Genomic DNA, 16,452 nt, shown 5'->3' on the forward strand with positions numbered 1-16,452 from the left:
ACACAGGAGCGGACCGAGGCGAAGCGCGGGTGGTCCTTCACCGTGCTGGTGCTCGTCCTCGGCGCGAGCATCGCCGTGCGGCGGCTGAGCCGGTGAATCAGAGCAGGCGGCGCTGCACGACGTCCGCGACGACGGTCTCCACGACCCGGCCGACCTCGCCGGCCGCGGGGCGGTTCGCGCGGTCGGCGAAGAGCAGGTGGCCGGCGCCGATCAGGGCGAGCGCGAGCGAGTCCACGTCGGCGTCGGCGGCGACGCGGCCCTGGGCGCGTTCCTCGGTCAGGTAACCGGCGAGCATGGCCGCCGCGTCGGTGAGGACCGGGATGCCGCGCCCGAGCCGGGCCCGCAGCTCGTCGCGGAAGACCACCAGGCCGACGATGCCGACGGCGACCGGGTCGAACAGCTCGGTCAGGGCCGCGGTGAGGTTGCCCGTGACGGTGCCGGTGCCCGCGGACGCGCGCAGCATGGCGCTCTGGTCGCCGATGCGCCGGACGCGGTCCTGGACGAGCTCGGCGAGGAAGGCGTCGAAGTCGGCGAAGTGCCGGTGCAGCACGCCCTTGGCGACGCCCGCTTCGGCGGTGACGGCGCGGCTGGTCAGCGCGGCCGCGCCGTCGCGGAGCAGAACGCGCTCGGCGGCGTCGAACAACTGCTGGCGCGCGTCGCGGATGTGCACCCCGGTTGGCATGCGGCCATTGTCCTCCTTGCCCTTGTGGGCGCTTGCCCACTAAGGTGGGCGCATGCCCACTTCATATCAGGCCAGGGAGATGGCCGAATCGTTCGGGATCGACGCCGGCCGCTACGACCGCGCCCGGCCGCCCTACCCGGACGCGCTGATCGAGCGCGTCGTCGCGGCGAGCCCAGGGCCGGTGGTCCTGGATGTCGGCTGCGGCACCGGCATCGAGGCCCGGCAGTTCCGGGCGGCGGGCTGCCGCGTGCTCGGGGTCGACCCGGATCCGCGGATGGCGGAGTTCGCGCGCCGCGGCGGAATCGAGGTCGAGGTCGCTACCTTCGAGGACTGGGACCCGGCGGGCCGCGAGTTCGACGCCGTGGTGGCGGGGCAGGCGTGGCACTGGGTGGCGCCGGAGGCGGGCGCGGCGAAGGCGGCGGCGGTGCTGCGGCCGGGCGGGCCGCTGGCGGTGTTCGCGCACGTCTTCGAACCGCCGCCCGCGGTGGCGGAGGCGTTCGCCGAGGTGTTCCGGCGGGTGGTGCCCGACTCGCCGTTCGCCGGGCAACCTGCCGGCGACGCGGTGGCGGCGTACCGCGCCGGGTTCGAGCGGTTCGCCGAGACGTTCCGGAAGACCGGGGCGTTCGCCGAACCGGAGCACCTGCGGTTCGACTGGGAACGCACCTACACCCGCGCGGAGTGGCTGGACCTGCTCCCCACGACCGGCGGCCTGACCCGCCTGCCCGCCGCGGCGCAGCGGGAGATCCTGACCGCGGTCGGCGCGACGATCGACGACCTGGGCGGCGCCTTCACGAAGACGTTCACCACGCTCGCGGTGGTCGCCGTGCGCGCATAGGTCGTCTTGAGCGGCGGAGCCGCCTCGCCACCTGAGCAGCTTGCACCGCCTCAGGTTCCGCTACCCGCACCGCCACGCAGGCCGTCGACGAACACTTTCTTCAGTCCTTCGCGCCGGCGGGGTTGGTGTCGTCGCCGAGGTAGGTGCCGTGGCCCTCGCGGACGAGGGGGCCGTCGAAGTGCAGCACCTCGCTGACGAGCCCGCCCTTCTGGTTGCGGTAGTTGATGACCACGGTGTCCACACCGGAGTACACGCCGACCACCTCGAAGCGCAGGTCCGGGATGCGGCGCAGGCCTTCGCTCCAGTAGGCGCGCAGGGCGTCCTTGCCGCGGATCACCGCGGTTCCGGTGAGCTGCGCCGCGACCGGTGAGGTGAACACCACGTCCTCGGTGAAGTGCGCCAGCAGCGCGTCGAGGTCGTGTGCGTTCCAGGCCTTGACCCAGTTTTCGGCGAATTCGCGGGCGTCCATGCCCCGGAGCCTATCCGGCTCACTCGGTGCTCAGGGCGAAGACGGTCGTGGTGTGGTACACCTCTCCGGGCCGCAGCACGGTGCTGGGGAACCCGGGCTGGTTGGGCGAATCCGGGAAGTGCTGCGTCTCCAGCGCGAAGCCGTAGCTCTGCCGGTAGGCCTTCCCGCCGGTGCCGACGAGCGTGCCGGTCAGGAAGTTGCCCGAGTAGAACTGGATTCCCGGCTCGGTGGTGTAGACGGTGAGGACGCGGCCGCTCGCCGGGTCCGCGGCACGGGCCGCCGGCGCCAGACGGCCGGAGGAGTTCAGCGCCCAGTTGTGGTCGTAGCCCTGGCCGATCAGCAACTGCGGGTCGTTCTCGGCGATGCGCGCGCCGATCGGCACCGGGCGGCGGAAGTCGAACGGGGTGCCTGCCACCGGGGCCAGCTCACCGGTCGGGATCTGGGTCGCGTCGGTGGGGGTGTAGCGGTCGGCGTCGATGCGCAGGGTCTGGTCGTAGATGTCGCCGGAGGACTCGCCCGCCAGGTTCCAGTACGTGTGGTTGGTCAGGTTCACCACGGTCGGCTTGTCGGTGGTGGCGCGGTAGTCGACGGTGAGCCGGTTGCGGCTGTCCACTGTGTACGTCACGGTCGTGGTCAGCGTGCCGGGGTAGCCCTGGTCGCCGTCGGGGCTGACCAGGCTCAGCCGCAGCCCGGCCTTGCCCGGCTCACGCACCTCGGTGGCGGACCACACCTTGTCGTCGAACCCGGCGGTGCCGCCGTGCAGGCTGTTGCCGTTGTTGTTGACCGGCACCTGGTACTCGACCCCGTCCAGGGTGAACCGGCCGCCGGCGATCCGGTTGGCGTAGCGGCCGATCAGCGAGCCGAAGTACGGTCCGCCGCCTTCGGCCGGGCTGTTCTTCGCCACGTAGTCGGCCAGGGTGGGGAACCCGAGCACGATGTTCGCGGTGCGCCCGCGCTTGTCCGGCGCCTCCAGCGTCTGGATGGTGCCGCCGTAGGTCAGGATCCGCACCCGCATCCCGTTGCCGCTGGTCAGCGTGTACCGCTCGACGGACTGGCCGCCGACGCTGCCGAACGCTTCCTTCGAGATCGCCGGAGCCGTGGGCCGCGGGGCGGCGGAGGAGGTCACGGCGGGCAACCCTACCGCCGCGGAAAGGATGGTGGCGCACGCGATCGGAACGAGTCTTCGCATGAGGGCACTCCTCGGTCACTGCTGGAGCCGGTACTCGGCGTGCACGAGCTCGAGCAGCTCGGCCACCGAGGTGTCCCGGGACGGTTTGTCGAACGTGATCTCGCCGTGCTGGAGCAGGTTGACCCGGTCGCACACGTCCACGACCTGGCTGTAGTTGTGCGCGATCAGGATGATCGCGAGGTCGCCGCGTTGTTTGAGCTGGGCGAGCAGCCGCAGGATCAGCCCGCCCTCCTTGGCGCCCATCGCGGCGAGCGGCTCGTCGAGCAGCAGCAGCTTGGTGTTGCGGGTGAACACCGAGCGGGCGACCGCGATCGCCTGCCGCTGCCCGCCGGAGAGCTGACCGACCTCGGCGGTCACCGACGGGATGCTGATGCCGATCTCGTCGAGCGCCTCCCGCGCGCGCCGTTTCATCTCCCGCCGCTTCAGGAACGGCAGCGGCCGGTGCACCAGTTCCTTGTTGAGGTGCAGGTTCAGGTACACCGGCAGGTCGTTCACCATCGCCAGGTCCTGGAAGACCGTCTCGATCCCCAGCGACCGGGCGTGCGTCACCGACTTCAGCTGCACCGGCTGCCCCTCGAACAGCAGCCGCCCGCTGTCCGGCTGGTGGAAGCCGGTCAGGATCTTGATCAACGTGGACTTGCCCGCGCCGTTGTCGCCGATCAGGCCCAGGACCTCGCCCGCCGACACGTGCAGGCTGACGTCCGACAGTGCCCGCACCGGCCCGAACCGCTTGCCGATGTGCTCGGCGCGAATCACCTCGGTCACGGCCGCCCCCTCGATCCGAGCCGTTTGCGCATCACCGACACGTACACGTTGAGCAGCGCCGCGACCAGGATCGCGACCCCGAGCACCAGGTAGAACGCGTTGGCGCTGATGCCGGTCAGGTTGAACCCGTCGTAGACGAGCCCGAGCAGCAGCGCGCCGAGGAACGCCCCGACCACCGTGCCGGACCCGCCGAGCAGCGCGGTCCCGCCGATCACCGCCGCCGCCACGGCGTAGAACATCACGTTGAACCCGCCGTTGGTCGGGTCGTAGGAGCCCACCCGGGTGCCCTGCAGGATCCCGGCCAGCCCGGCCAGCGCGCCGACGATCGCGAAGTTGACCACCTTGATCCGGTTCGTGCGGATGCCGGCCTCGGCCGCCCCGACCGGGTTGCCGCCGGTGGCCTGCGTGGCGATGCCGAACCGGGTCGTGGACAGCACCACCTGCATGACCACCACGACCACGACCGCCCACACGAACTCCGACCAGCCCCACGCGCCGAAGACGTCCATCACCCAGCCGTCCGCGGGCGCGCTCACCGGGGAGCCGCCGGAGATGACCAGCGACAGGCCCCACAACAGGAACGCCATGCCGAGGGTGGTGATGAACGAGGACAGGCCGAACACCGTGTGGATCAGCCCGTTCACCATCCCGATGGCTCCGCTGACCACGATCGCCCCGATGACGGCGAGCAGCAGCGGGAAACCGTTGTTGTGGAACAGCACCAGGACGAACGGCGACAGCGTGAACACGAACCCGGCGGAGAGGTCGATCTGCCCGCAGATCAGCACCATCACCTCGCCCGCGGCGACGATCGCCCACGGCGCCACGTACTGGGCGATGGTGTGGTAGTTGTCCGTCGTGGTGAACCCGGGCCCGCTGGTGAGGGCGAAGTAGATCGCCGCGGCGATCGTCACCAGCAGGATGCTCAGCTCCTTGACCCGGATCAGGCCGGGCAGGAACCCGGCGCCGCCACGCGCGCGGGCCGCGGCCGGGCGCTGGTCGGGAAGCGCTTTCGTCATCGCGCCTGCCCGGTCGCGGGCGGCAGCGGGATGGAGGACGGCATCGGCACCAGATCGGCCTTGGCGCCGCCCTCGAACTTGCTGTCCGCGGTCAGGTACGGCCCGACGTTGTCCCTGGTGACGAACGTGAGCCCGGTGTCGGTGAACGGTGGCGTGACCAGCGTGCCCGACACGCGGTAGAGGTAGAGGTAGAGCACGGACAGGAAGCCCTGCAGGTACGCCGACTGGTCGATGGTGAAGTCCAGCGCGCCGGACTGGACGCCCCGCAGGGTGTCGGTCAGCGTGTCGTACCCGCCGGCCCGCACCTGCCCCTGCAGGCCGCGGCTGGTGAACAGCTGCGCGATCGAAGCCGTGCTGCCCGCGTCGACCGCGTACACGCCCTTCGCGTCCCGGTGCCCGTCGTAGGCGGCGGTGATGGCGTTGAGCTCGGCGGCCTGCTCCGCGCCGGTGTTGATCGGCAGCACGGTCACGCCCGGGGCGGCCTGCCGCAGCGCGTCGGTGATGCCGTCCAGCCGCGGCTGCACGTTGTTGCCGCCGGGCTGGGAGATGCCGACCAGGATCAGCCCGGACGTGATGTCCCGCGCGATCCGTTGTCCCATCAGGAAACCGGACTGGTAGAGGTCCTGCCCGACGTAGGTCAGCGGGTGGTTGCCCGCGGCGGTCGCGTTGTAGGCGATCACCGGGATGCCGCGCTCGAAGGCGCGCTTGGTGGGCTCGACGAACGCGTTGTCGTCGGTCAGCGCGATCGCGATGCCGTCGACCCCGCCGTTGATCGCCGTGGAGAACGCGTTGGCCATCTCGGACACGTTGCCGTCGGCGGAGCCGGTCCACTGTGGCTCGGGAATGCCGACCAGCCGGGCCGCGTCGGCCATCCCGGTCCGGGTCGGCACGAAGAACGAGTTGGTCGTGACATGGTTGACGAAGACGAAGCGCCAGTCCGGGGTGTCCGGGAACGCGCCGCCACCGCCCGATTCCGGGCTGTCGCGAACGCCTTGGCAGGCGGCCAGCAGGGCCGAGGCGGCCACGGCTCCGCCGCCAGCCCCCAGGTACTTCAGGGCGCTCCGCCGGGAGGTGAGGCTGATCTGGTCGTCGGTCATGGGGGACCACCCATCCACGTCGTCGGGGAGCTGGGATATCGAACCAAGAACCTGCATGAATGATTAGATGATTCGTCGATACAGTCAACCCCTGTCGTGTGTTGGGCACATTGACTTTATGGATCAATGATTTGAGGATTACTCCGTGAGCAGGAGTCAGAGCGGGCCGCTCGGGCGGCACCGCACCCTCCACGGCCAGGTCGTGGAGTGGCTGGGGCGGCGCATCGTGTCCGGCGAGCTCGCCCACGGTAGCCAGCTGCCCAACGAGGCCGACCTGGCGGCCCAGCTGAACGTCAGCCGCGGCGGCGTGCGCGAGGCGGTCAAGGCGCTGGCCGCCAAGGGGCTGGTCGAGCCGCGGCCCCGCCTCGGCACCCGGGTGCTGCCGCGCGAGCAGTGGAACCTGATGGACCGCGAGGTGATCAGCTGGCACGGCCAGCTCTCCGACGCGGCCTTCCTGCGCGACCTGCTCGAGCTGCGGCTGATGGTCGAGCCCGGCGCCGCGCAGCTGGCCGCCGAGCGCGCGACGGACGAGCAGCTCGCCGTGCTGGAAAGTGCTTGCGCCCGGATGGCGGAGGAGGCGGGCCGGGTCGACGCCGACTCGGCCGCGTTCGTCGAGGCCGATCTGGCCTTCCACCTGACCCTGCTGCGCGCGAGCGGCAACCAGCTCGTCGAGCAGCTGGGCCGGCTGCTGGAGGCGAGCCTGCACCACGGCCTGGCGGCCAGCTCGCACGCGCCCGGCGGGGTGGCCGCGACGCTGCCGCTGCACCAGGCGGTGCTCGTGGCGGTCCGCGCCCGCCGCCCGGCCGCGGCCGCGCGGGCGATGCGGAAGCTGATCGAGACCACCACCGACGCGGTGCGGCGGATGACGACCGAGGGGGACTGACGTGGTGTCCACAGTGGACCAGGTGACGGAACCGGTTGCCGCGCACGGTGAAGGCCCGGTGTGGGCGCCGGAGTGGCCGGGCGTGCGCTGGGTGGACATGCTCGCCGGGGACGTGCTCGAACTCGACGGCGACGAGGTCCGCCGCCACCACGTCGGCTCGGTCGCGGCGGCGCTGCGGCCGGGCGCCGCCGGCGGGGTCGTGCTGGCGCTGGAGCGCGGGTTCGCCCTCGCCGACGCCGCGCTCACCGAGGTGCGGCCGCTGGGGGAGGTGTGGACCGGTGCCGGGGTGCGGATGAACGACGGCGGGTGCGATCCGGACGGCCGGTTCTACTGCGGCTCGATGGCCTACGACGAGACCCCGGGCGCGGGCGCCCTGTACCGGCTCGACCCGGACGGCGCCGTCACCACGGTGCTCACCGGCGTCACGATCTCCAACGGCCTCGCCTGGAGCCCGGACGGCGGCACGGCCTACTACGTCGACACGCCCACCGGCCGGATCGACGCCTTCGACTACACCGCCGCGGCCGGGCTCACCCACCGCCGCCCCGTGGTGACGATCCCGGACGGGATCGGCTCGCCGGACGGCCTCACCGTCGACGCGGAGGGCAACATCTGGGTCGCGCTGTGGGGCGGCGGCGCCGTGCACTGCTACACCCCGGCCGGCGAGCAGGTCGCGCGCGCCGAGTTCCCGGTCACGCAGGTCACCGCGTGCGCGTTCGGCGGGCCGGACCTGGCCGAGCTGTACGTCACCACGTCGCGACAGGGCGTCGAGGAGGGCACGCAGCCCGAAGCCGGGGCCCTGTTCCGCCTCCGGCCCGGCGTCCGCGGCCTGCCCGCCCACCGCTATTCCGGCTGCTGAGGACTCCGTACCGGAATACGTACTTTCCCGGTGCCCGGGTTTGGGCGCGACCAGGGAGGGTCACTCTGTCGTGGTTTGCGCACCCGGAGGAGTGACGATGCGAGCGGTCAAGGCGGTGGAGCTGGGCCTGGCGGCCGGGCTCGTGCTGACCAGGACCGCGCTGCGCGCCGCGACCGGCGGCCTGATCGGCCCGACGTCCCGCACCGGGCCGGCCACCCCGGTCACCAGCGGCCGCGGCCGGTCCCGGACCGTCACCGCCGACGACGGCGTCGAACTGCACGCCGAGGTCTTCGGCGACCCGAACGCGCCGGTGACCGTCGTGCTGTGCCACGGCTACGCCCTGTCCGGCGCCAGCTGGTGCTTCCAGATCCCCGAGCTCGCTCGCCACGCCCGCGTCGTGACCTGGGACCAGCGCGGGCACGGCCGCTCCCAGCGCGGCGCGGCCGCGCACGCGACCGTCGACCAGCTCGGCCGCGACCTGCGCGCGGTGCTCGACCAGACCACGCCCTCCGGGCCGGTGGTCCTCGCCGGGCACTCGATGGGCGGCATGACGATCATGGCGCTGGCCGAGCAGGAGCCGGACCTGTTCGGCACCCGCGTCGCCGCCGCCGCGCTGCTCGCCACCAGCGCGGAGCCGGTGTTCGGCGATCTCGGCCTGCCCCGCCACGGCATGCGCGCGCTGCACTGGGTCACCCCGTGGGCGCTGGCGCTGCTGCAGCGGGCCAGCGTCCTGGCCGGCCCGGTGCGCGAGCTGACCGGCGCGGTCGTGCCCCGGCACGCGTTCGCCTCCGACGTCCCGCCGCACGTCGCCGAGTTCCTGGTCGAGCAGATCGGGCAGACGCCGCTGGACGTGCTGGCCGACTTCTTCCCGCAGTTCCGGGTGCACGACAAGACCGCCGCGCTGGCCGCGCTGAACCGGGTCGACTGCCTCGTCCTGGCCGGCTCGCACGACGTGGTCACGCCGCCGGAGAACAGCGAGGCGATCGCGCGCGCGGTGCCCGGCGCGGACCTGGTGGTCCTGCCCGACGCCGGGCACGCCTTCCCGCTGGAGCACCCGGAGCTGGTCAACGCGCACCTGGTGGCCCTGCTGCGGCGGCAGAGCCGTCGTCGAACCGCCTGATCAGCAGCGGACCCGGCCTAGAATCGTGGCATGCCCGACGCTTCGCGCGGCGCCGGCAACCTGCCCAGCGAGCTCACCAGCTTCGTCGGGCGGCGCCGCGAGCTCGCCGAAACCCGCCGCCTCCTGGCCTCGGCCAGGCTGGTCACGCTGACCGGGGTCGGCGGCGTCGGCAAGACCCGGCTGGCCCTGCGCGCGGCCGCCGACGTGCGCCGGGCCTTCCCCGACGGCGTGTGGTTCGTGCCGCTGGCCGAGCTGCGTGATCCCGCCTTGCTGGCCCACACGATCGCCACCACGCTCGGCCTGACCGACGAGGCCGGCGCCCAGGTGGGCGGGCTCGCCGAGTACCTCGAGGACCAGCGCGTGCTGCTGGTGCTGGACAACTGCGAGCACGTGCTGGACGCGTGCGCGGTGCTGGTCGCCAAGCTGCTGTCGGCCACCTCGTCGGTGCGGGTCCTGGCCACCAGCCGCCAGCTGCTGCGCGCCGACGGCGAACAGGTCCTCGTCGTGCCACCGCTGCCGGTGCCCTCGGAAGGGGAGCCCGCGGTCGAGGCGGTGACGTTGTTCGCCGAGCGGGCCGCCGCGGTGGTGCCCGGGTTCACCGTCGACGCGTCCAACCGCGACACCGTCGTCCGCATCTGCCGCCGCCTGGACGGCATCCCGCTCGCGCTGGAACTGGCCGCGGTCCGGCTGCGCGTGCTCTCGGTCGACCAGCTGCTGCAGCGCCTGGACGACCGGTTCCGGCTGCTCACCGACGGCAGCCGCACCGCGCCGGACCGCCAGCAGACGCTGGAGGCGGCGATCGCGTGGAGCTACGACCTGTGCAGCCGCGCCGAGCAGGCCGTGTGGTCGGCGGTGTCGGTGTTCGCCGGCGGGTTCGACCTGGAGGCCGCCGAGGCGGTGTGCGCCGCGGTCGGGATCGGCCAGGACGAGGTGCTCGACCTGATCGCCGCCATGGTGGACAAGTCCATCCTGGTCCGCCGGGACGGCACCTTCGGGCGGGCGGCGTGGTACGGGATGCTGGAGACCGTCCGCGAGTACGGGCACGTCCAGCTCGTGCGCTCCGGCCGCTCGAACGCCGTGCGGGGCCGCCAGGTCGAGCACTGCGCCCGCCTGGCCCGCCGCTACCGCGCGGAGAGCTTCGGCCCGCACCAGCTGGACTGGGTCGGCCGGATGCGGCGCGAGCAGCCCAACATCCGCGTCGCCCTGGAGCACTGCCTCGCCGGCGGCCCGGAAGGCGCCTGCCGCGCGGCCGAGATCACCGGGCCGCTGTGGGACTACTGGTTCGCCGGCGGCTACGTCCGTGAGGGCTACCGCTGGCTGCGGGCGTCGCTGGCCCAGGAGGTCGCCCGCGACACCCCGGCCCACGCCCGTGCCCTGCAGGGCGCCGCGTTCGTGGCGGCGCAGATCGGCGACGAGGAACCGGCCCGCGCGATGCTCGCCGAGCTGCGTGAGCTGGCCGAGGCGCTGGACGACGACTACCTGCGTGCGGGCTGGGCCCAGTGCGCCGGCATGGGCTCCATGTTCCTCGGCAGGCTCGACCGCGGCCGCGAGCTGATGGAGCAAGCACTTGACGGGTTCCTGCGCACCGGCGACGAGATGCAGGCGTGCAACACGCGGATCCTGCTGGCCGCGGCGCTGTTCTTCCTCGACGACCCCGAGGGCCTCGCGGTGGCCGAGGCGGCGCTCGCGCAGTGCGAGGAACACCAGGCCGACTGGTCCCGGGCGTACGCGCTGTGGGCGGTGGCGATCAACACCTGGCGGCGGGGCGACCACCGCCGCGCCTCGGCCCTGCTGCTCGAGGCCATCGCGATGCGGCAGCCCGACCGCACCCAGCTGGCCTTCACGCTGACCGCGCTGGCCTGGTGCGCGGGCGCGGCGGGGGAGCACGAGCGCGCGGCCGGGCTGCTCGGCGCGTCCAGCGCGGTGTGGCGGATCAGCGGCGCCGGCGTCGCCGAGACCGGTCCGTACCGGCAGTTCGACGAGGAGTGCGAAGCACAGGCCCGCGAGGCGCTCGGCGACGACGGCTACACCCGCGCGTTCGCCGCGACCAGGGGGTTCGACGTCGACGAGGCGATCGCGTACGCGCTGGCGGAGAAGCCGGGCGGGCCGCGCGCGCCGCGCCGGAGCAGGCAGAGCAGCCCGGGCGGGCTGACCCGGCGCGAGCGCGAGATCGCCGAGCTGGTCGCCGACGGCTTGAGCAACAAGCAGATCGCGGGCAGGCTGGTCATCGCGCAGCGCACCGCGGAGACCCACGTGGAGAACATCCTGACCAAGCTCGGCTTCACCTCGCGCGCGCAGATCGCCGCGTGGCTGGCCGAGCAGCGCGCCGCACCGGAGGACGATACGTAGCCCGTTCTACGTACCCAGATGCGTAGGACTCCCGGTTCCCCGGCCCCGCTGCCCAGGCACTCGGGTATTCGCGACCGGAGCCGAGAACACCGGAGGGGTGGTCATGAAGGTCGATTCGCCGCCGCAGCCCTGCTCGCGGTGCCACCGCCAAGTGGTGCTCGCCGGGTACAGCTGGGGACGGCAGTGGGTGCACCTGGGCACGTGGCGGCCGCAGTGCGGTCCACCGTCCTGGGCGCTCGCCCGTTCGGCCGGGACCACCTCGACGGCTTCCTGACCCCGGTCCGGTCCACAAGTCCAGCCGTCCGGCGCCGCCCTCCCCCTCGCGTGCCGGCCGGTCGAGCGCGGCGGGTCGTGCCCAGCCTGCCCGCGAACTCCGGCACCCCGCCGCGCTCACTCCAACCGAACACGGAGAACCGCCCCGCTCCCCGGGGCGGTTCTTCGCGTGACAAGAAGTTCACCGGCCGCGGCCCGGATTTCACAGCAAACTGTCAGATTTCTCGTGGATCCTGGTGTTAGCTGGATCGAGTGATCTTCGAGGGGGAACCGGGGTGCTGCGCAAACGGGGAGTGACTGCCGCGCCCGCGCGCGGTCACCGCTGGCGCCCGGTCGCGTACACGGCCGTCGGGCTGGCGTCGCTGCTCGTGCTCGGCGGCACCGGGTTCGCCTGGACCCAGCTGTCCCGCCTGGACACCGGGCTGGCCACCGCCGACGTGATCGCGCCGTCCGCGCAGGTCCCGTCCGGGCGGGCGAGCCTGTCGGTGGACCAGAACATCCTGCTGGTCGGCCTCGACTCGCGCACCGACGTGCAGGGCAACCCGCTGCCGCAGGAGGTGCTCGACCAGCTGCACGCCGGGGACGCATCGGACGGCGGCGACACCACCGACACGATGATCGTGGTGCACATCCCGGCGGGCGGCGGTTCCGCGTCGGCGATCTCGATCCCGCGCGACTCCTACGTCCAGATCGCGGGCGGCTACGGCAAGCACAAGATCAACTCCGCGTACACCTACGGCAAGCAGGCGGCGCTGGACACGTTGCGCGAGCAGGGCCTGACCGGAGCGGCGCTGGAGCGCGCGGCGTCGGCGGCCGGCGCCAGGACCGCGATCGAAACGGTCGAGGACTTCACCGGACTGACGATCAACCACTACGCGGCGGTCAACCTGGCCGGGTTCTACACGCTGAGCAACGCCGTCGGCGGCGTGCCGGTGTGCCTGAAGCAGGCGGTGCACGACAGCTACTCGGGGGCGAACTTCCCGGCGGGGGAGCAGACCCTGTCCGGGGCGCAGGCGCTGGCGTTCGTCCGGCAGCGGCACGGGCTCCCCAGCGGCGACCTGGACCGCATCGCGCGTCAGCAGGCGTTCCTGTCCGGGATGGCCCAGGTGGTGCTCGGCGCCGGGACGCTCACCAACCCGGTCAAGCTGTCCGGGCTGATCGGCGCGGTGCAGCAGTCGGTGGTCATCGACCAGGGCTGGGACGTGCTGACCTTCGCCGAGCAGATGCACAACCTGACCTCGGGGTCGATCACGTTCGCCACCATCCCGGTGCAGAGCCTGAGCCTGCAGACCCCCTACGACGGCGACGCGGTGAAGGTCGACCCGGTGCAGGTGCGCGACTTCATCACCGCCCTGCTGGGCGGCCCGGCGTCCGTCACGCGGGACGGCAGCACCTCCACGACGCCGACGACCGCGGCGAAGCAGGCCGCGGAAACGGCAGGCGCCACCACGACCACCCCGTCCACGGTCGCGCCGGAAACCGCCAGCACGGATCTGTCGGGCTGCGTGAACTGAGGTGACGGGCGACCCGCACATTCACGTCGAGCGGGGCGTCGCGCACGCCGGTTCCGCGGTCCGCGGCCTGGTCGCGTCGACGTTCGGCCTCGTCGCCGACGCGCCGGTGGAAGTCACCACCGGGTGCGGCGCCCGCGTGTCCTACGCGATGACCTCCACGCGCCCGGAAAGCGTCACCTGCCTGGCCTGCCGCGAGCACGCCCGGCGGGAGCACCTGCGGCTCGCCGACCAGGTCGAACTCCTCGGCCGGGCACCGGGCGCGCCGGTGTCCACGGCGGACGCGGAACGCGCCGCGCGCGGGCTGCGCGACCTCGCGGAGCGCTACTCCGAATAGTCCGGACGGACGGGGCCGGCCGGGTGAGACATTCTCCAACCCTACTTCCGGCGGGTGTGAAGTTGTCGTGACCCGCAGCAGACTGCGCGTGTCCCCATCGGCAGCGAAGGAAGGCACCCATGAAGCGACCACCCCTCGTCCGGACGATCGGCCTCACCGCGCTGGCCGTCGGCTCGGTTCTCGCCGCCACGGTGAACTCCGCCGGAGCCGCGCCCGCCTCGCCGCTCCTCGGCGCGGTGCAGCGGGACCTCGGGCTCACCGCCGAGCAGGCCGGCGCGCGCCTCGCCCAGGAGGCCGCGGCCGCGAACGTCGCCCCCGCCGCGGAGGCCGCGGCCGGTCCGGCGTTCGGCGGCGCCTGGTACGACGCCGCGTCCGGCAAGCTGGTCGTCGGCATCACCGATGCCGCCCGCGCCGAGGCCGTCGAGGCCACCGGCGCCGACACCGCGCTGGTCGCCCACACCGAGTCGGCGCTGGACGCGGCCAAGGCGAGCCTCGACACCCTCACCGCCCCGCGCGAGGTCACCGGCTGGTACGTCGACGAGCGGGCCAACCGCGTGGTGGTGACCGTCGTGCGCGGCGCGCAGGGCGCCGAGGTGCAGGGCTTCCTCGACCGGGCCCGCGCCGCCGGTCCCGTCCAGGTCGAGGAGACCACCGACGTGCCGCGGCTGTTCGCCGGGAACATCGTCGGCGGCGACGCCTACTACATCAACGGATCCGCCCGCTGCTCCATCGGTTTCTCGGTGCGGGGCGGGTTCGTGTCGGCAGGCCACTGCGGCAGCGCGGGCGACTCGGTGAGCGCGCCGGACGGCTCGGCGATGGGCACGTTCCAGGGTTCTTCGTTCCCCGGCAACGACTACAGCTACGTCCGCACCACCTCGTCCTGGACGCCCACGCCCGTCGTGGACGGTTACGGCAACGGGAACGTGACGGTCACCGGGCACACCGCGGCCCCGGTCGGCTCGTCGGTGTGCCGCTCCGGTTCCACCACCGGCTGGCACTGCGGCACCATCCAGGCCACCAACCAGACCGTCAACTACGCCGAGGGTTCCGTCTCCGGCCTGACCAGGACCACCGCGTGCGCGGAGCCGGGCGACTCGGGCGGTTCGTGGGTCAGCGGCAGCCAGGCGCAGGGCGTGACCTCCGGCGGGTCCGGCAACTGCAGCAGCGGCGGGACGACCTACTTCCAGCCCGTCAACGAGATCCTGTCCGCCTACGGGCTCACGCTCGTCACCGGCTGACCGGCACGACCCGCAGCCCCCGTCCGGCCGGGCGGGGGCTGTGTGGTGTCCGTGCTCAGGTGGTGGCCGGCGCCCAGGCACGCTCGAGCGCGGCGGCGCGTGCCCGGCGCTTCAGGCCGGCGAGGCTGTGCTTGGCGGGGATCAGCAGCGCGGTCAGCCAGGTGCGCCGGTACTCCTCCAGCGCCAGCGCCACGGGGCGGTGCATGACGCAGTGCACCAGACCCGGCGTGCCGAGCCGGTGCCTTCCGGTGTGCTTGCTCTGCGTCATCGTTCCTCCGTGCGGGCGACCTTTCCCGCCGCGCACCGTACGCAACGAGAGGCCCGAAGCGTAGTAGCGCGGCGGCGTGTCACCGATCTCGTTCCGGTCACAGACCGATCAGGGAGTAAAGAACACCCGATCGTGGCGTCTGGTCTAATGCGAACCATGCTGCGGGTGGGGTTGTCCGGTGGGATCGGTGCGGGGAAGTCGACTGTCGCGGCGCGACTCGTGGAGCACGGCGCCGTGCACGTGGACGCCGACGCGATCGCCCGCGAGGTCGTGGAACCGGGCACCGAGGGGCTGGCGAAGGTCGTGGAGGCCTTCGGCGCGGACGTCCTGGGCGCGGACGGCCGGCTGAACCGCCCCGCGCTGGCGGCGAAGGCGTTCGCGGACGAGGACTCGCGCCGTCGGCTGAACGGGATCCTGCACCCCCTGATCGGGGCCCGCACCGCCGAGCGGATGGCCGAGGTGCCGCCGGACGGGATCGTGCTGCACGACGTGCCGCTGCTGGTCGAGGGCGGGTACGCGCCGAACTACCACCTCGTGGTGATCGTGGACGCCCCCGAGGAGACGCGGGTGCGGCGGCTGACCGAGCTGCGCGGGATGTCCGAGGCGGACGCCCGCGCCCGGATCAAGGCGCAGGCCAGCGACGAGCAGCGGCGCGCGGTGGCCGACGTGTGGCTGGACAACTCGGGCGCGGCGGAGGACGTGCTGTCCGAGGTGGACCGGTTGTGGCGCGAGCGGCTGGTGCCGTTCGAGGAGAACGTCCGGTTGCGCCGCCCGCGCCCGCCGATGCCGCCGAAGGTGGTGCCCTACGACGGGACGTGGCCGGCGCAGGCCGCCCGGGCGCTGGCCCGGTTGCGGCTGCTGACCGCGGGGCGCGCGTTGCGGGTGGACCACATCGGGTCCACGTCAGTGCCCGGGCTGCCCGCGAAGGACGTGCTGGACCTGCAGGTGACCGTCTCGACGCTCGCGCAGGCCGACGAGTTCGCCGACGTCCTGTCCGACGCCGGTTTCCTGCGCGCCGAGGGCGAGTGGTGGGACGACCCCCAGGGCGGCGGCTCGCGCTGGGAGAAGCGGTTCCACTACGGCGCCGACCCGGCGCGGCCGGTCAACGTGCACGTGCGCAGCACGGCCACCCCGGCCTGGCGGCTGGCGCTGTTGTTCGCCGCGTGGCTGCGGGCGAACCCGGACGAGCGCGACGCGTACGCCGAGGTGAAGGCAGCGCTGGCGGAGGCGCACGCGACCGACGCGAGCGTGGACGCCTACGCCGAGGCCAAGCAGAGCTGGGTGAACGAGGGCTTCCGACGAGCCGAGGAGTGGGCGGAGCGCACGGGCTGGTCCACCTGACGCGCGCCAGGCGTGCCTGAGGCGCGCCTGGACCACCTGAGGCGCGCCTGGACCACCTGAGGCGCCCGCGGCTGAGCCCGGCGGCGGGTATCCCCGCTGATTCACCGCACCCGCCCGGCGGAGGCGGGCCGGCCCGGCCCGGCTGGCCCGGCCGGCTGAAGGTCCCCAGCCGCGCCGCCCCGCGGCGGCCCTCCTCGGCCCCACTGCGCCGTGACGG

Annotated in this window: 17 protein-coding genes; 10 read left to right on the top strand and 7 right to left on the bottom strand. The window is 73.0% G+C overall.

The annotated features are described in order from the left end of the window. Window positions 1–97: 97 nt before the first annotated feature. Window positions 98–682, bottom strand: coding sequence for a TetR/AcrR family transcriptional regulator (locus AMY39116_RS0340615; protein ID WP_027936669.1), 585 nt, complete (start codon window positions 680–682; stop codon window positions 98–100). Window positions 683–761: 79 nt separating this feature from the next. Between AMY39116_RS0340615 and AMY39116_RS0340620 the strand changes: the two genes are divergently transcribed. Beyond that, window positions 762–1,517 (top strand): methyltransferase domain-containing protein, encoded by a 756-nt coding sequence (locus AMY39116_RS0340620; protein ID WP_020423322.1) that lies wholly within the window; start codon window positions 762–764, stop codon window positions 1,515–1,517. A gap of 100 nt (window positions 1,518–1,617) precedes the next feature. On the opposite strand, the gene AMY39116_RS0340625 is transcribed toward AMY39116_RS0340620, so the two are convergent. From AMY39116_RS0340625 to AMY39116_RS0340645, 5 genes are read right to left on the bottom strand one after another with little or no spacing between them, the layout of a single operon-like run. Further along, a complete protein-coding gene (locus AMY39116_RS0340625) occupies window positions 1,618–1,986 on the bottom strand; it encodes a nuclear transport factor 2 family protein (protein WP_020423323.1) in 369 nt (122 codons plus the stop codon). 19 nt (window positions 1,987–2,005) lie between these two features. Continuing rightward, complete coding sequence (locus tag AMY39116_RS0340630; protein ID WP_084506227.1) at window positions 2,006–3,175, bottom strand: aldose epimerase family protein; 1,170 nt, start codon at window positions 3,173–3,175, stop codon at window positions 2,006–2,008. A gap of 15 nt (window positions 3,176–3,190) precedes the next feature. Next, window positions 3,191–3,940 (bottom strand): ATP-binding cassette domain-containing protein, encoded by a 750-nt coding sequence (locus tag AMY39116_RS0340635; RefSeq protein WP_020423325.1) that lies wholly within the window; start codon window positions 3,938–3,940, stop codon window positions 3,191–3,193. Further along, window positions 3,937–4,959, bottom strand: coding sequence for an ABC transporter permease (locus AMY39116_RS0340640; protein ID WP_020423326.1), 1,023 nt, complete (start codon window positions 4,957–4,959; stop codon window positions 3,937–3,939). Before AMY39116_RS0340640 ends, AMY39116_RS0340635 begins: the two co-directional genes overlap by 4 nt. Next, window positions 4,956–6,056: a substrate-binding domain-containing protein gene (locus AMY39116_RS0340645; RefSeq protein WP_020423327.1), complete on the bottom strand. Its 1,101-nt coding sequence runs from the start codon at window positions 6,054–6,056 to the stop codon at window positions 4,956–4,958. Before AMY39116_RS0340645 ends, AMY39116_RS0340640 begins: the two co-directional genes overlap by 4 nt. 145 nt (window positions 6,057–6,201) lie before the next feature. Here AMY39116_RS0340645 and AMY39116_RS0340650 point away from each other — a divergent pair, with 145 nt between their 5' ends. From AMY39116_RS0340650 to AMY39116_RS0340680, 8 genes are all read left to right on the top strand, one after another. Continuing rightward, window positions 6,202–6,939, top strand: a complete 738-nt coding sequence (locus tag AMY39116_RS0340650) for a FadR/GntR family transcriptional regulator (RefSeq protein ID WP_020423328.1) — start codon at window positions 6,202–6,204, stop codon at window positions 6,937–6,939. 13 nt (window positions 6,940–6,952) lie between these two features. Next, window positions 6,953–7,798, top strand: coding sequence for an SMP-30/gluconolactonase/LRE family protein (locus AMY39116_RS0340655; RefSeq protein WP_020423329.1), 846 nt, complete (start codon window positions 6,953–6,955; stop codon window positions 7,796–7,798). A gap of 97 nt (window positions 7,799–7,895) precedes the next feature. Beyond that, window positions 7,896–8,918 (top strand): alpha/beta fold hydrolase, encoded by a 1,023-nt coding sequence (locus AMY39116_RS0340660; RefSeq protein WP_020423330.1) that lies wholly within the window; start codon window positions 7,896–7,898, stop codon window positions 8,916–8,918. Between the two features lie 30 nt (window positions 8,919–8,948). Then, a complete protein-coding gene (locus AMY39116_RS0340665) occupies window positions 8,949–11,267 on the top strand; it encodes a LuxR C-terminal-related transcriptional regulator (protein WP_020423331.1) in 2,319 nt (772 codons plus the stop codon). A gap of 103 nt (window positions 11,268–11,370) precedes the next feature. Next, the gene (locus AMY39116_RS46485; RefSeq protein WP_157358865.1) at window positions 11,371–11,541 is read left to right on the top strand and encodes a hypothetical protein; all 171 of its coding nucleotides are present in this window, start codon (window positions 11,371–11,373) and stop codon (window positions 11,539–11,541) included. 292 nt (window positions 11,542–11,833) lie between these two features. Further along, on the top strand, window positions 11,834–13,054 hold the full coding sequence (locus tag AMY39116_RS0340670; protein WP_020423332.1) for an LCP family protein: 1,221 nt from the start codon (window positions 11,834–11,836) through the stop codon (window positions 13,052–13,054). Window position 13,055: 1 nt separating this feature from the next. Continuing rightward, a complete protein-coding gene (locus tag AMY39116_RS0340675) occupies window positions 13,056–13,388 on the top strand; it encodes a hypothetical protein (RefSeq protein ID WP_020423333.1) in 333 nt (110 codons plus the stop codon). Between the two features lie 119 nt (window positions 13,389–13,507). After that, window positions 13,508–14,626, top strand: a complete 1,119-nt coding sequence (locus tag AMY39116_RS0340680) for a S1 family peptidase (protein WP_020423334.1) — start codon at window positions 13,508–13,510, stop codon at window positions 14,624–14,626. A gap of 55 nt (window positions 14,627–14,681) precedes the next feature. Here AMY39116_RS0340680 and AMY39116_RS0340685 read toward each other — a convergent pair whose 3' ends face one another. Next, window positions 14,682–14,894, bottom strand: coding sequence for a hypothetical protein (locus tag AMY39116_RS0340685; protein WP_017981917.1), 213 nt, complete (start codon window positions 14,892–14,894; stop codon window positions 14,682–14,684). Between the two features lie 156 nt (window positions 14,895–15,050). Here AMY39116_RS0340685 and coaE point away from each other — a divergent pair, with 156 nt between their 5' ends. Continuing rightward, the gene (gene coaE / locus AMY39116_RS0340690; RefSeq protein WP_027936672.1) at window positions 15,051–16,235 is read left to right on the top strand and encodes a dephospho-CoA kinase; all 1,185 of its coding nucleotides are present in this window, start codon (window positions 15,051–15,053) and stop codon (window positions 16,233–16,235) included. Window positions 16,236–16,452: the final 217 nt, after the last annotated feature.

Origin of the sequence: Amycolatopsis sp. ATCC 39116 (genome assembly GCF_000231075.2) — a bacterium.
Classification (GTDB): Bacteria; Actinomycetota; Actinomycetes; order Mycobacteriales; family Pseudonocardiaceae; genus Amycolatopsis_E; species Amycolatopsis_E tucumanensis.